A 15,949-nucleotide genomic window follows, 5' to 3' on the forward strand; every position below is an offset into this window, starting at 1 on the left:
AGTTTTTGGTATAATGTTACTAATTTCTTAGTAGCTCCACATATCCTGTTCGAAGTTACGGATCTTCTCTTTTACTCTTTCAGATTCCAACAGCTGTTTTTGTGCATTATCTTTCATGTAATCCTTAATTTCACGATCTCCATATACATTTTCTTCTTTATAGATAATCGAATTAAAACGTCTCGAATTTAAAATCTGATCGAATGAAATTGGGTGTGCCGAATTACTATCGTTAAATGCTTTTGCTTCGTTCAACACTTCTCTTGCATTGGGAAAGAAAACCCAAAACAGTTCAATATAATCTTTCTCATCACTATTCATGGTATAAACATCGGGTGTCACAGGACAAATTCCGAGTAATCGGTATTTCAATTCACTCTCACGTTTGTCAAAATACCAGTATCCTTTCAATTTATACTGAGTAACATCTGCCGCCGTTAAATCTTGTTTTAAAATGTACTCAGCAGGTACCGTTCTGGTCGGGCCAACTGTTTCGTCAACATAAGTAACTACTTTTTTCTTACCTGTACCTGTAACTACTTTTTTCTTCACCACCCGTGTTTTGTAGTCGTCCGGGTATTGATTGATTAATTCCCTTCCGGCATCAGTCGTATCGATACGTGATAATCCGCCCTGAATATCTTTAAGTGATTTTTTAGTATTAAAGTAGCTGTCGGCATACACTTCCGTGATTCTTCCTGCTTTTATTCCTCTGATCAAAACATCATAAAGAGAACGTCTATCCGAACCAATATTGGCAGTATCCACCGGAAAATACAATGGAAAATTGATTTTTTCATTCAAATCAACAATCTCCCAGGTTGTTTTTCCCATTAAAATATCCCTGTCGTCAACATAACCGTAAGCCAATGGCTTATCATTGTCAGCACGTAACTGAGCAGGATTCTTTATCCCGATCTGATTTGCCGTTTTTGCATTCAGCAAATTTGATTGCGCCATAATAGAACTAAAACTTCCAATAACTCCAACAATAACGATTAAAAACTTTCTTACTTTCATAATGAGACAATTAAAATCTATTGAACGTAAACACATGGCATTTATTGTCGTGTTTCTCACACAACATAAAGAAACACCACAATAACAACTACTCTACCCGAATCAAACCTAAAAAGCTCAACAAATTCACCATTTAAACTGATTCTCAAGATAATGAGCAAAAAAAACTCTTACTACAAATGTAGTAAGAGTTTTTGACATATTGTTATTCAGATACTTAGTAGTTCCACATATCTTGCTCAAAGTTACGAATCTTCTCTTTTACTCTTTCAGATTCTAACAATTGGTTTTGTGCGTTGTCTTTCATGTAATCTTTAATCTCACGATCTCCGTACAAGTTTTCTTCTTTATAAACAACCGCATTAAAACGTCTTGAATTTAAAATCTGATCGAATGAAATTGGAAGCGCAGAGTTATTATCGTTGAATGCTTTTGCTTCGTGTAGCGCCTCTCTGGCGTTAGGGAAGAAAACCCAAAACAACTCAATATAATCTTTTTCGTCACTATTCATTGTGTAAACATCCGGAGTTACTGGACAAATTCCAAGCAAACGATATTTTAATTCGCTTTGACGTTTGTCAAAATACCAGTATCCTTTAATTTTATATTGTGTAACATCTGCAGCAGTTAAGTCTTGTTTCAGGATATACTCAGCTGGCACCGTTCTTGTTGGACCAACAGTTTCATCAACATAAGAAACTACTTTTTTCTTACCAGTACCAGTTACAACTTTTTTCTTCACAACACGTGTTTTGTAGTCGTCCGGATATTGGTTGATTAATTCTCTACCTGCATCTGTTGTGTCAATACGTGATAATGCACCCTGAATATCTTTCAAAGATTTTTTAGTATTGAAATAACTGTCGCTGTATACTTCAGTTATTTTGCCGCTTTTAACAGCTTTCGTCAAAACATCATAAAGTGAACGTCTGTCAGAACCAATATTAGCCGTATCAACCGGAAAGTACATTGGAAAATTGATTTTTTCATTTAAATCAATGATCTCCCAAGTAGTTTTTCCCATTAAGATATCTCTATCATCTACATAACCATAAGCTAAAGGCTTATCGTTATCAGAAATAAGTTGCGCAGGAGTCTTAAGACCTATCTGAGCCGGTGTTTTTGCATTAAGCAAATTCGATTGCGCATAGGAAGAAAATCCTCCAGCGATAGAAACAATAGCTATTAAAAAATTTCTTACTTTCATCATGATATCATTATAAGATATTGAAGTAGTTTTACCTACTATATTATTGTATTTCGTAAATTACCGGAGCAGTTCTTGGCAATAAATAACTACCAGCTCCAACAAGTTTAGTTTTAATTTCAGAAATAGTAACCTGGTCTCCTTTACCAGCTCTTGCAAGAACTGATTTACATTGTGCATTTAATCTGTTACCATTAACAACCACTGTAGGTTGTCCTGCAATTTTTAAATTAAATCCAACAACATCTAAACCAACTTCGAAATCGAAATCAAGTAATTTAGCACCAATTGTAGCAATTTCTAAGTTAGATTTAGGTCCTTTAACAACACCCATTTCTCCTCTAATTGTACCAGTTGGTCCAGGAATACCTTTAATTCTAAATGTTTTCTTATCTGTAACTTTATCTCCGTTTGGCAATGTACCAGTAACAGAAATAGTAGCTTCAGTACCTGAACCCGGGTTCATGTTATATTTTCCAGGTTTTCCAGCAGATACTAATCCTGGAGCACTTGCAACAATTTTGTTTGCATCAACACCAGCGAACGATACAGAGATTGGATTCACAACTCCTCTATATACTACGTTCATTTTATCAGCAGAAATTGTAGCAGAGTTTGGTCTTGGTACTACAACATATTTTCCGGCAAATTTAAGTGGAATGTTTTTACCGTCTTCTAAGAATGTAAATTGTCCATTAATATTTTGCTCTCCAACACCTCCTGCAGTTAAGGAAATAACCGCTTGTCCGTTAACGATTTGTCCAGGACCTTGGAATGAAGTTGGTTTTGTGTTTTCGTCATAACGACCTAAAACTACCTTACCAGTAACTTTTTCTCCTTGGAAGTAAGCGTTTTTGTCTAAAACAACAATCGCTTGATAATTGCTGTAAGAAGCAGCAGCAACAGCCGCTTTTCCTAAAGCACGGTTGTAAACGTCAGCTTCAAGTTTTTGAACATCATTTTGCCAAGCTGAAAGTTTTGCAGCTGAAGCAATTGCTGGAAATCCTTTGAAGTGATATGCTAAGTATTTTTCTTTTATACCTTCTTTGTTTTTTACATCAGAAACATTAAATTTTTTCTCTACCTCTGCAATAATATCAGCATATTTTTTATCTGTACCTAAAGCAGCTTTAATATCTGATTTGTATTTCTCGATTTTAGCGATAATTTCATTTCCTTTTTTAGTGTAACCGTCTCCTGTAAACCAATCGTCGATGTTATCACCTCTGTCCATAGACTCATAAGGCATTTTTCCAGTTTCTTTATCTACTTCAAATCCTTTTACAGCCTGAGTTTTCAGACCTCCAATAAAACTATAAAAATCTTTTGTAATTGCTTCAACTTTATGAGCAGTTCCCGCAGCGATAGCGAATTCTCCTTTTGCTTCAGCAGCTTTCTGATCTAAAGCTGTCAATAAACCAGCATTTGTAGTAACTGAAGAAGTATTTGCATCTTCAAATTTTTCATTCATCAAACCAAAAGCAGATATAACTTCTTTTGATACGTTCATTGCTAACATTGCGATGAAAACCAGATACATCAGGTTAATCATCTTCTGTCTAGGGGTTAATTTTCCTCCTGCCATTTTTTCTAATTAGTTCTTATTAATAAATTTAATATAATAGTCAAAAACTAATTATCCTTTGTTACTCATTGCAGAAAGCATACCACCGTAAACACTGTTTAATGAAGCAATGTTTGCAGTCATAGATTGCATTTGTTCTTTTAATTTAGAAGCATTTTCAGCAATTTCGCTGTTTGCTTGTGCATTTCTAGAAGCACTTTCTAATTGAACTTTGTATAAACTGTTTAATGATTCCATTTGTGCAGCAGCCATAGACATTTCTTCAGCATATTTCTTTTGTCCTGCAATTGAATCAACTGTTGGAGAAATAGCTTTAGCAGCTCCTTCGAAGTTTTTGATGCTGTTTCCTAAGCTAGCCATTAACTCTCCGTCAATTTTAGCATCTCTCAACATTGCATCTAATTTTTGAGACAATAATCCTTGGGCGTCAGATGGTGCCTCAACTTTGTCAGCTTTTTTTCTAGCCTGACCATTCGCTAATTCAGGGTAAACAAGAGTCCAGTCTAATTCGTCTTCAACTGGTTCGAAAGCAGAAAGAGCAAAGATTAACGCCTCAGTTACCAATCCAATCGATAACATAACAGTCCCTGTTAATGGTCCAATCTCAAAGTGAGTAATTTTGAATAATGCTCCAATAATTACTACTGCCGCTCCCATACCATAAGCGAAATTCATTGCTTTTTTACTTAATAATGCCATAATACTTTTTTTAGGTTTTAATTTAAAATAGATTTGTTGATTTGGTTTACTTATTTGATTTTAATTAATTAAATGATTACTTTTTCTTCTTACCGCCTCCAGTTGATTGAGTTCCCATGTAATCTTGTACAGTTCTGAAACCAATATAACTTCTCGCAGAATCAGCATATTCGTGGTCACGTGTACTTACCTGTAGGAAATAAGCAACGTCTTTCCAAGAACCTCCACGAACTACTTTTCTTTGATTGTTTCCGTCAATTACGTTAGGGTTCATTGTAGAAACATACTCGTATGCATTTGGGTTATAAGCTGAATCAGTCCACTCTGAAACGTTTCCTGCCATGTTGTATAAACCATAACCGTTAACTTCATAAGATTTAGCTTCAACAGTGTATAATGCTTCGTCGGCAGCATAATCTCCTCTGCTTGGTTTGAAGTTTGCTAAGAAACAACCTCTGTCGCTTTTCGTATAAGGACCTCCCCAAGGGTAAGTAGCTGATTCCAGACCTCCTCTTGCAGCATACTCCCACTCTGCCTCTGTTGGCAATCTGAAAGCATTTACTAAGTCACGTCCTTTTTTCTTAGATTTGATATAACCGTTTTTGTTCAAAGTTCTCCATGCACAGAATGCTTTTGCCTGTTTCCAGGTTACACCCACTACAGGATAATCTCCATAAGCTTTATGCCAGAAGTAATCGTTATGCATTGGCTCATTGTAAGAATAAGCAAAATCTTTAATCCAAACTGTTGTATCAGGATAAACACTTACTTGTTCCGTTTTAACGAAGTCTTTTCTTTTTCCAACTTTAGCTTTCGCTGCAGCCTGAATATCCATCCAAGAATAACGGAATTTCAATTTGTTTACATCAATTGTTCTTAAACCATTATAAGACTCTTCAATTGGCAAATACATAGAATCCATTACCTCAGTATAATACTCATCCGGGTAAGCTTTTGTATCTTTAATTAACTTTACTTTTTTGTTTAATTTTCTACCTGCATAAGGATCATCTTTTGTTCCTACACTGTAGTAGTTATCATACATATATTTATCATATGCAGTCATTTTTTCCGGATCTGAATCATTAAATGCAAAATCAGCAATACTTCCGCCTTTTTTACCTTTAGAATCACCTGCAGGTTTTTGACCTGTTTCATCAGCTAAAATAGCCAAACGAACTCTCATTGTAGAGTCTTTTACCCACTCTACAAATTGACGGTACTCACTATTGGTAATCTCTGTTTCATCCATATAAAATGAACGAACTGTCACCGTTCTAGTAGGAGCATCCTCCACATTAGCTAAATCAGCATCTGATTTACCCATAATAAAAGATCCACCGGGAACTAATGTCATTCCATAAGGCTTCTCAGGATGCCATTTACCTCCTGTAACACCTACCAACTCACCTTTGTCACCTGACTTACCACAGCCAATTACCAGTGTTAACATTGTTGCAAATGCAATAAACTTCTTCATATAAATTTGGGATTATCTATTCATTATTATAAGTCCGTAAACGTATTTATTATTTATCTAAAAAACAATACTAGTTGCGAAATTTATTTTATCGGTCAAAAATAATGTTAAATAAAATAAAAAAAAATATTTCATCGATAAACTAACACAAAAAATCGACGTAAGACGTTATTTATCAGTTACTGTACGACTTGTCTTACTAATACTATTTAACACTATTTCAAAAATCCAGAAAAAATAAAATTTCTGCTAAAATTTCATTTTACAAAGCATTTTTTCGTTGTGCTTTCCACCATCTTTCAGGCAATTCCTGATTACAAGCACTCAGATACTCGTCGTAAGAACACGGTAATAACGTATTTCTCTTTAATTTATTGTGACCGTTTGATTCAAACGGAATTTCAATCCACCAACGGTCTGTTTTATCACTTTTATAAAAGATCAATTCTTCCTCTTCAAGAGGAACAATATATTTCAAGTACGTTGCTCTACTACCAAAAGGATACTCCTTCGATCTGTAATGATATCCTTCGATAAAATACCATACTATTTGCGCAATGATACCAGCTTCAGGCGCTGTACTATTGTGATTAAAAATTCCAAAACTGGAAACTTTATCACTTATTCCGGCATACCTTGCCAGTGAACATATTTCTTTTCCATTGAAACCGTTTGGTTCAAACGAAACCATATTTCCTGAAGCTGAAGATTTTACCGAGTTCAAATCGATACTAACCAAATCAGCATCTCTAAAAACCGGTTCCGCCAATGCAATTTTATTGGAGATTTCCCCTAAACGATAGGCATCAAAAAACAATTTTTCAATCAGATCAATTTCTTCTTGTGAATTATAGTAAGTCTGATAACCAATGTTGCAGTAATTAAAAAGATTATTAGGCTCGTCGATAATAATTTTGGTTAAATAAGAATTAGCCGAAACCGTTTCATTCTCTTTACCAAAATCAAACTTATTATCCACCGCAACCATATTCACCATTTGCTCTAAATCGTCATACGCACGATATAACGCATAGGTTAAATCCTGTGAACCCCCAAGAACTATAGGAATTACTTTGTTCTTAATTAAAGTAGATGTCACTCGCTTTAAAGCAAAATAAGTATCTTCTACAGAATTTCCTGCGAGAATATCTCCCAAATCAGCAACCGAAGCATCCCAGTTTCCCGGAAACATACCATAAAGTTTTTTACGAACGGCATTCAGATTAACAATGTTAATTGAATCTTCATTACGACGATCTTCTAAAACACCAATAATCGCAATATTGATTTTACTGATATCCGGAAACTGATCCTCAGTATGCAAAACTATCTTACTTCCCAACTCCTGCGAAGACAACGAACTAATAAATTTTAAAATCCCGTCGTTAAGTGGCTCTAAAAAATCAAACTCCATTCTTTATTTCTTTTTTGCAGCTGGTTTTTTAGCAGGTGCTTTTTTTGCAGTTGTAGCTTTCTTTGTGGTTGCAGCTTTTTTAGCCGGTGTTTTCTTAGCCGGTGTTTTCTTGGCAATCATTTCCTGAACTTCTTCCAATGTTAATTTCGTAGCATCAACCTCTTTACTCAGTTCAATTTTGATTTTTCCTTTTGTGATTACAGAGCGCCCCCAACGTGCCTTTTCAACCAAAATTCCTTCTTCTTCCCAGTTGTGAAGCACTTTATCAATATTCTTCTGTAATTTATCTTCAATTAATTCTTCAACATCTGCCTGCGATAAATTATCAAAATTATACTTCTTGCTTACGTTCACAAAAAGGCCATTCCATTTAATGAACGGACCAAAACGTCCCACTCCTTTTTGAACCGGTTCGCCTTTATACGTTGCAATTGGTGCGTCTGCAAGTGCTTTTTCATCGATCAGTTCCTGCGCTCTTTCTTTTGAAACACTTAAAGGATCTTCTCCTCTTGGCAACGAAATAAAAACACTTCCATGACGTACGTATGGACCGTAACGACCGTTATTCACTTCCACTTCTTCTCCTTTGTATTCTCCTAAGCTTTTAGGAAGTAAAAACAAATTCAAAGCATCTTCCAGTGTAATACTTCCGATATTTTGATCAGCCATTAAACTGGCGAATTTTTTATCTTCATCGTCCGCTTCTCCAATTTGAGCCATTGGTCCAAATTTTCCTAAACGAACTGAAACTTGTCTTCCGTCAGCATCTTTTCCTAAAATTCTCTCTCCGCTTTCACGTTCAGCATTTGCCTCAACTTCTTTTACATTTGGATGGAATTTATTGTAGAATTCCTGCATCATGGTTGCCCAGTCAATATTTCCTTCGGCAATTTCATCAAAATCCTGTTCTACTTTTGCGGTAAAGTTATAGTCCAGAATATTTCCAAAGTTCTTCACCAAGAAATCAGTAACGATTGTTCCGATATCTGTTGGAACCAGTTTCCCTTTGTCGGAACCTGTATTTTCTTTTAACAGCTTCTCTCCCACTTTACTATTTTGCAAGGTCAGTTGCGTGTAATTACGCTCCTGTCCTTCCAGAGTTCCTTTCTCAACATAGTTTCTGTTGATAATAGTAGAAATTGTTGGTGCATAGGTAGACGGACGACCGATTCCTAATTCTTCTAATTTCTTCACCAGAGAAGCCTCTGTATAACGCGCCGGAGGTCTTGAATACCTTTCGGTTGCTGTAATATAATTGTTTGCTAATTTTTCGTTTACTTTTAAAGCAGGCAACATTCCCTCTTGTTCTTCCTCATCATCATCATGTCCTTCTAAGTACACTTTTAAAAATCCTTCAAAAAGTAAAACTTCTCCTGAAGCTGTAAAAATCTCATCGTGATTGTTTGCTTCGATTTTTACATTGGTTCTTTCCAATTGTGCATCACTCATTTGCGAAGCCAGGGTTCTTTTCCAGATCAAATCATACAAACGAGCCTGATCGCGGTCGATGTTCACCGTATGACGAGACATATCGGTAGGACGGATTGCCTCGTGCGCTTCCTGAGCTCCTTTATTTTTGTTGGCAAAAGTTCTCGGTTTAGAAAATTCTTTCCCGTATGATTTTATAATTTCAGCTTCAGCAGCACTCATAGCCTCCGCAGAAAGATTCACACTATCCGTTCTCATATAGGTAATCAATCCGGCCTCGTACAAACGTTGTGCTAACTGCATGGTAATTCCAACTGGCAAATACAATTTTCTCGCCGCTTCCTGTTGCAGGGTCGAAGTGGTAAAAGGTGCTGTTGGTGATTTCTTGGTAGGCTTCGTTTCTAAATCGGCTACCTGATATTGAGATCCGATATTTTTATTTAAAAAATCTTCGGCTTCTTTTTTAGTATTAAAATTCTTTGGCAATTTTGCTTTAAAAGCTTTCCCTGCCTCATTTACAAATTCTGCAACAATGGAGTAAGTTGCCACTGCATTAAAGTTCTGAATCTCGCGCTCACGCTCCACAATCAAACGAACAGAAACAGATTGTACACGACCGGCAGACAAACCTCCTTTAATTTTTCTCCACAATACCGGAGATAATTCGTAACCTACTAAACGATCCAAAACACGACGTGCCTGTTGTGCGTTTACCAGATTGTAATCTATTTCTCTTGGATTGTCGATTGCTTTAAGAATCGCAGTCTTTGTAATTTCGTGAAAAACAATTCTTTTGGTTTTTTTAGTATCCAGTTTCAATTCTTCCGCCAGGTGCCAAGAAATAGCCTCCCCCTCGCGGTCCTCATCGCTCGCTAACCAAACCATATCGGCATTCTTAGATAGTGTTTTCAGCTTGCTTACCAGGGCTTTTTTATCCGAAGAGACTTCATATTTAGGCTTAAAACCATTCTCAACATCCACTCCTATTTCCTTTGATGGTAAGTCCGCTATGTGACCGTAACTTGACTCTACCTGAAAATCACTTCCTAAAAATTTCTCTATCGTTTTCGCCTTTGCAGGGGACTCCACTATTACTAAATTCTTTGCCATTGCTCTATTTTTCTGCAACAAAAGTATCTATTTTTTTTAAATATCTACTCCGCGAACTCATTTTTGAGTTATTTTAGTATTATGTTTCCTAAAATTGCAGATTTATCTGTAATCCCACTTCATACATATATAGGTATAACTTTTTGGATTGCAGATACTGATTGTTGATTGTAGATTATTGATTTCAGATCACAGATTACAGAATTATAAAATCAAAAATCTTTTTTCTGCCATCTTGTCACATTCCCCCCATTTACATTATCTTTGCACTTTGAAATTATACAATGGAAAAGATTATTGAGGAAAGTAAACAAGGCGAAAGTCTCGTTTTGGAAAACAAACCTGAGAATACTAAAAAACTTTTTATTGAAAGTTACGGTTGTGCGATGAATTTTTCGGACAGCGAAATTGTAGCTTCCATTTTATCTGAAAACGGATTTAACACCACACAAACTCTTGAAGACGCCGATTTGGTTCTGGTAAATACCTGCTCGATTCGAGACAAGGCAGAACAGACTATTCGCAAACGTCTGGAAAAATATAATGCTGTAAAGCGTATCAATCCGAAAATGAAAGTTGGCGTTCTGGGCTGTATGGCCGAACGTTTGAAAAGTCAATTTTTGGAGGAAGAGAAAATAGTCGATCTTGTTGTTGGACCTGATGCTTACAAAGATCTGCCGAATTTATTAGCTGAAGTTGACGAAGGACGTGATGCCATCAATGTAATTTTATCAAAAGAAGAAACTTACGGAGATATTTCACCTGTTCGTTTGATGAGTAACGGTATTACTGCTCTGGTTTCGATTACCCGAGGCTGTGATAACATGTGTACCTTTTGCGTTGTACCTTTTACACGCGGACGTGAACGCAGCCGTGAGCCACAAAGTATCATGAATGAAATTCAGGATTTATGGAGCAAAGGCTTTAAAGAAATTACACTTTTAGGTCAAAATGTCGACAGTTATCTTTGGTACGGAGGCGGGTTAAAAAAGGATTTTGTAAATGCTTCTGAAATGCAAAAAGCAACAGCCGTTGATTTCGATCAGTTGCTGGAAATGGTTGCCGTTGGTTTTCCAAAAATGCGCATCCGTTTTTCGACTTCAAATCCACAGGATATGCATGAGAGTGTACTGCACGTTATTGCCAAACATCCTAATATCTGCAAACACATTCACTTACCGGTTCAGTCAGGAAGTAACAGAATTTTAAAAGAAATGAACCGTCTGCACACTCGTGAAGAATACATGACTTTGATTGATAAAATCAGAGCAATCATTCCGAATGCCTCGATTTCACAAGATATGATTGCCGGTTTTCCAACAGAAACCGAACAAGATCACCAAGACACTATGAGCTTAATGGAATATGTGAAATATAATTTCGGTTATATGTATTCGTACTCTGAGCGTCCCGGAACTTTGGCAGGAAGAAAAATGGAAGATGATGTTGCTGAAGAAACCAAAGCCAGAAGATTACAGGAAATTGTTGACCTACAGCAAAAACATGCCTGGTTCCGCAGTGAGGAATTCGTAGGACAAACGGTTGAAGTTTTAGTCGAAAAAGTCTCTAAAAAATCAACTGAAGAGTTCTCAGGAAGAAATTCGCAAAGTATCACGGTAGTTTTTCCAAAAGAAGATTATAAAATTGGAGACTTTGTCAATGTAAAAATTGAAAGCTGCACCTCAGGTACCTTAAAAGGAAAAGCTGTTGGATATTCTGAAATGAATTAAAAAGTTATTCAAGTTTCAGGTTTCAAGTTTCAAGTTCTTTGCGTAATTTGAAACTTGAAACCTGAAACAAACAAAACTTGAAACAAAAACACACATGGAAACAGTTCAAGCAATAAAACAGCGATTTGAGATTATCGGAAATGATCCGAAACTAAACCGTGCTATTGAAAAAGCCATTCAGGTTGCCCCAACTGATATTTCGGTAATGGTGACCGGAGAAAGTGGTGTAGGTAAAGAAAATATTCCACGAATCATCCATTCTCTTTCACACAGAAAACATGGGAAATATATTGCTGTAAACTGTGGTGCAATTCCGGAAGGAACTATTGACAGTGAACTTTTCGGTCACGAAAAAGGAGCTTTTACAGGTGCCACAAGCACTCGTGAAGGGTATTTTGAAGTAGCTGACGGAGGAACTATTTTTCTGGATGAAGTTGGAGAATTACCTTTAACTACTCAGGTTCGTTTGCTTCGTGTACTTGAAAACGGTGAGTTTATTAAAGTAGGTTCGTCACAAGTTCAGAAAACAAATGTGAGAATTGTAGCCGCTACCAACGTGAACCTGTTCAATGCAATCGAAAAAGGAAAATTCCGTGAAGATTTATATTATCGTTTAACGACTGTCGAAATTACTTTACCGCCATTGCGTGAAAGAAACGACGACATTCATTTGTTGTTCCGAAAATTCGTAGCCGACTTTGCGCACAAATACAAAATGCCTCCATTAAAATTAGACGATGATGCGGTACAGCTTCTTCAGAAATTCAGATGGAACGGAAACATTCGTCAATTGCGAAATGTGGCCGAACAGATCTCGGTTCTGGAAACCAATCGTGATATTTCATCGGCTACTTTACAATCGTATTTACCTACAGAAGGAAGCAGTCTGCCTTCTGTTATTAACGATAGTAAAAAAGAAAGCGATTTCAGCACCGAAAGAGACATCTTATACAAAGTGCTTTTTGATATGAAAAGCGATCTGAACGATTTGAAAAAACTCACTTTAGAACTGATGAAAAATGGTACAAAAGTGCAGGACATCAATCCGAATTTAATTCAGAAAATATATGGCTCTCAGGAAAATGAAAGCGAAATAGACTTTGAAGAAGAACCAAGGACCGCTGTAATGACACCTACTCCACGCGAGGACAATTATCAGATGCAGGACGACAATTATCTGTTTGCGGAAACCATTGAAGAAGAAGAGGTACTACGTTTAGAACAGAAAGAAATCGAGATGATCAAAAAGTCACTAGAAAAAAATAAAGGAAAACGAAAAGCTGCTGCAGACGAATTAGGCATTTCTGAACGAACTTTATATAGAAAAATTAAACAATTCGATTTATAAAAGTAAATAATTCTCAAATTTTAAATTCCTGCTTTAAAAGCTGAGACAAAAAAATAAAATCCAAATTGCTTCGCCGATGCACCAGCACTCAAATCCAAATTGTTATATTTGAAAAAAAATGGGATTCCCTAAAAATTTGGAATTTGAGATTTGGAATTTACCCCCAATTGATATTATGAAAAAAATATATTCTTTATTAGCCTTAATGAGCTTGTTCATGCTAAGCGGTTGTTCTGTTTACAACTTTACAGGAACAGGAAACATCGATGCCAAAACTTTTCAGGTCAACTTTTTTCAAAATAATGCTGATTTAATTGAACCGGGAATTGATAGAACTTTTACATTGACCCTACAAGACTTAATCCAAAATCAAACCAATTTAAACCTGGTAAGTAATAGTGGTGATTTAGTTTACGAAGGAGAAATTGTAGATTACAGAACCACACCAATGACGGCCACAGCCGATCAGGGAGCTTTTCAAAACCGTTTAAGTATTCGTGTACATGTGAGGTTTACCAATAAAAAGAAGGAAAAAGACGATTTCGAAAAAACATTTGAATTTTACTATGATTTCCCAGGACAGGGGCTACCTACCGGAGCTACGCTAAATACAGCTATTCAGGTTATTTTTGAAAGAATCACACAAGATATTTTTAACGAGTCACTAGCAAAATGGTAATTTGCTTTTCTGTCGAATCATTAAAACTTTTAAGCGTTTAATCGATTAAACAGTGAAACAAATAAGCGATTAAACCAATAAACGATTAAACAATAGAATAAATGAATGTAACCGATTATACCTTCTTAATGAACAAGCCTGATGCTATTACCGAAAAGCAGGCAGAAGCATTGGGAAGCGTTTTGAATGAATTTCCTTATTTTCAAAGTGCAAGAGCCTTGCGCTTAAAAGGACTTTACGATCAAAACAGTTTTAAGTATAATTATGCGTTAAAAGTCACAGCAGCTCATACTACGGATCGTACCGTTTTATTTGATTTTATTACTTCTGAATCTTTCACTTCAATTCAAAGTGAATATTACGATAAAAAACTTAGAGACCTTATGGAAATTAAAGTTTTTGACAGTGAGATCGTATCCTTTGAACAAGTCAAAAAAACACCGGAAGTACGTGTTAATCCAATCGAGCAATCTATTTTGGATTCTATAAAAGAAGCTGCAACAGTAACTTTTGAAGAACCTGTAAAAGCAGAAGAAAAACCTGTCAATCAATTTATTGAACAATCAATACTAGATTCTGCACAAGAAGCAGCAGCTGTAACTTTTGAAGAGCCGGTAAAAACAATAGAAAAAGCTGTTGAATCTGTTTCAGAACAATTTATTGTTGCCGAGCCTGTAGAAGTTGCTCCAATCATTTTAGAAGAACCTGCAAAAATCGAGCAAACGGAAACAGAGCAGACGGAACAACAACCTGTATTACCTCCAACCAAAGAGCCGACACCAACTTTCTTTGATGAAATTGTTGAGGAAGAAATTCAGGAAATAAACCCAGAGGTTAAAGAAGTAAAAGTCAATCCAGTTGAGCAATCGATATTAAATTCTATAAAAGAAGCAACAACGGTTGTTTCCGAACAACCTGAATTAATCGAGGAACCAAAAGAAGCCCAAGCTCCTGAGAGTGTAAAAACAGCAGAAGAAAATCTGGAAATAGGACAGCCTTTGGATTTTTCTGTTAACGAAAAACATTCTTTTCAGGAATGGCTGCAATTAGCCAGAACGGAACCAATTGACAGAAGCGAAGAAACTTCACCCGAAATAAAAGAGCCCGAAAAAGTAACGGAATCTCCAACAGTAACAGAATCAATTGAAGAAGAGAAAAAGAAAAAAGCAGAATTGATCGATAAATTCATCGAAACCAATCCGAAGATCTCTCCTATCAAACAAACTGCAATAACGCAGACCGTACAATCAGACTTAAGTAAAGAAGATAATTCTTACTTAATGACAGAAACTTTGGCCAGAGTATATTTGGAACAAAAAAAATACACCAAAGCAATACAAGCATATGAAATATTAATTTTGAAATATCCAGAAAAAATTAGTTTCTTTGCAGACCGTATTTCGGATATAAAGATTTTACAACAAAATAACAATAATATTTAAACAATGAGTACATTTTCAATTTTCTTAGTTTTAATCACAATAGTTTGTTTTCTATTGATCGTAGTAATCATGGTTCAAAACCCTAAAGGAGGCGGATTGTCTTCTACAATCAGCGGAACTCAAATGTTAGGTGGAGTACAAAAAACAACTGACTTTTTAGACAAAAGTACTTGGACATTGGCTACTATTTTAATTGCATTAATTTTACTTTCTAGCTTAAGCTTTACAGGATCATTAAGCGACAGTGACTCTAAAATCATTGAAAAAACTGAAGCGCCTGCTGCTACACCAGCTGCTCCTGCTCAACAAACACCTGCTCCGGCAACGCCTGCCGCTAAATAATACATTTCAATATCACTATAAAATGCCAGCCTGTCAAAAGCTGGCATTTTTTTTAAGAAATAATGTCAGTTTTACCAGCATGGCATAGTTTCTGAAAGTTTCTAGAACATTAAAAAAACGTATAACCTAATAATATAATAAATCATGGCGTTAAACATAAAACCGCTTTCAGACCGCGTACTTATTGAGCCTGTTGCAGCTGAAACTAAAACTGCATCAGGAATCTTTATTCCAGATACTGCCAAAGAGAAACCACAAAAAGGAACTGTAGTTGCAGTAGGAAACGGATCTAAAGATCACACTATGACTGTAAAAGTGGGCGACACTGTTCTATACGGTAAATATGCAGGAACAGAATTAAAACTGGAAGGAACTGATTATTTGATCATGCGTGAAGATGACATCCTTGCGATTATCTAAAAAAATATTGTCTTAAGTACGAAGTATTAAGAATTAAGAACTTCA

General features: G+C 36.0%; 13 protein-coding genes. 6 read left to right on the forward strand and 7 right to left on the reverse strand.

Annotated features, from left to right (window positions below; all coding sequences use genetic code 11):
* Nucleotides 1-27: 27 nt before the first annotated feature.
* The 7 genes from gldN (C245_RS0112750) to topA form a co-directional block, all read right to left on the reverse strand.
* A complete protein-coding gene (gene gldN, locus C245_RS0112750; protein ID WP_017496988.1) occupies nucleotides 28-1,020 on the reverse strand; it encodes a gliding motility protein GldN in 993 nt (330 codons plus the stop codon).
* A 217-nt stretch (nucleotides 1,021-1,237) separates the two neighbouring features.
* Nucleotides 1,238-2,227: a gliding motility protein GldN gene (gene gldN / locus C245_RS0112755; protein ID WP_017496989.1), complete on the reverse strand. Its 990-nt coding sequence runs from the start codon at nucleotides 2,225-2,227 to the stop codon at nucleotides 1,238-1,240.
* A 43-nt stretch (nucleotides 2,228-2,270) separates the two neighbouring features.
* Nucleotides 2,271-3,812: a gliding motility protein GldM gene (gldM, locus tag C245_RS0112760; protein ID WP_017496990.1), complete on the reverse strand. Its 1,542-nt coding sequence runs from the start codon at nucleotides 3,810-3,812 to the stop codon at nucleotides 2,271-2,273.
* Between the two features lie 51 nt (nucleotides 3,813-3,863).
* Nucleotides 3,864-4,511, reverse strand: coding sequence for a gliding motility protein GldL (gldL, locus tag C245_RS0112765; protein WP_017496991.1), 648 nt, complete (start codon nucleotides 4,509-4,511; stop codon nucleotides 3,864-3,866).
* A gap of 76 nt (nucleotides 4,512-4,587) precedes the next feature.
* Complete coding sequence (gldK, locus tag C245_RS0112770; protein WP_026110043.1) at nucleotides 4,588-5,991, reverse strand: gliding motility lipoprotein GldK; 1,404 nt, start codon at nucleotides 5,989-5,991, stop codon at nucleotides 4,588-4,590.
* A gap of 262 nt (nucleotides 5,992-6,253) precedes the next feature.
* Nucleotides 6,254-7,405 carry a formimidoylglutamase gene (locus C245_RS0112775; RefSeq protein WP_017496993.1) on the reverse strand — a complete coding sequence of 384 codons (1,152 nt, stop codon included), beginning with the start codon at nucleotides 7,403-7,405 and terminating at the stop codon, nucleotides 6,254-6,256.
* Between the two features lie 3 nt (nucleotides 7,406-7,408).
* On the reverse strand, nucleotides 7,409-9,943 hold the full coding sequence (gene topA / locus C245_RS0112780) for a type I DNA topoisomerase (protein WP_017496994.1): 2,535 nt from the start codon (nucleotides 9,941-9,943) through the stop codon (nucleotides 7,409-7,411).
* Between the two features lie 284 nt (nucleotides 9,944-10,227).
* On the opposite strand from topA, the gene miaB reads away from it, so the two are divergent.
* The 6 genes from miaB (at nucleotide 10,228) to groES (ending at nucleotide 15,904) form a co-directional block, all read left to right on the forward strand.
* Entirely contained in the window at nucleotides 10,228-11,673 is a 1,446-nt protein-coding gene (gene miaB / locus C245_RS0112785) for a tRNA (N6-isopentenyl adenosine(37)-C2)-methylthiotransferase MiaB (protein WP_017496995.1), read from the forward strand.
* A 94-nt stretch (nucleotides 11,674-11,767) separates the two neighbouring features.
* Nucleotides 11,768-13,021 (forward strand): sigma-54-dependent Fis family transcriptional regulator, encoded by a 1,254-nt coding sequence (locus C245_RS0112790; RefSeq protein WP_017496996.1) that lies wholly within the window; start codon nucleotides 11,768-11,770, stop codon nucleotides 13,019-13,021.
* Between the two features lie 175 nt (nucleotides 13,022-13,196).
* Nucleotides 13,197-13,700, forward strand: a complete 504-nt coding sequence (locus C245_RS0112795) for an LptE family protein (protein WP_026110044.1) — start codon at nucleotides 13,197-13,199, stop codon at nucleotides 13,698-13,700.
* A gap of 101 nt (nucleotides 13,701-13,801) precedes the next feature.
* Nucleotides 13,802-15,142 (forward strand): tetratricopeptide repeat protein, encoded by a 1,341-nt coding sequence (locus C245_RS23720; protein ID WP_017496998.1) that lies wholly within the window; start codon nucleotides 13,802-13,804, stop codon nucleotides 15,140-15,142.
* A gap of 3 nt (nucleotides 15,143-15,145) precedes the next feature.
* Nucleotides 15,146-15,484, forward strand: a complete 339-nt coding sequence (gene secG, locus C245_RS0112805; protein WP_026110045.1) for a preprotein translocase subunit SecG — start codon at nucleotides 15,146-15,148, stop codon at nucleotides 15,482-15,484.
* Nucleotides 15,485-15,628: 144 nt separating this feature from the next.
* Nucleotides 15,629-15,904, forward strand: a complete 276-nt coding sequence (gene groES / locus C245_RS0112810) for a co-chaperone GroES (protein ID WP_012023920.1) — start codon at nucleotides 15,629-15,631, stop codon at nucleotides 15,902-15,904.
* Nucleotides 15,905-15,949: the final 45 nt, after the last annotated feature.

This window comes from Flavobacterium sp. WG21, assembly GCF_000335775.1.
GTDB lineage: Bacteria > Bacteroidota > Bacteroidia > Flavobacteriales > Flavobacteriaceae > Flavobacterium > Flavobacterium tructae.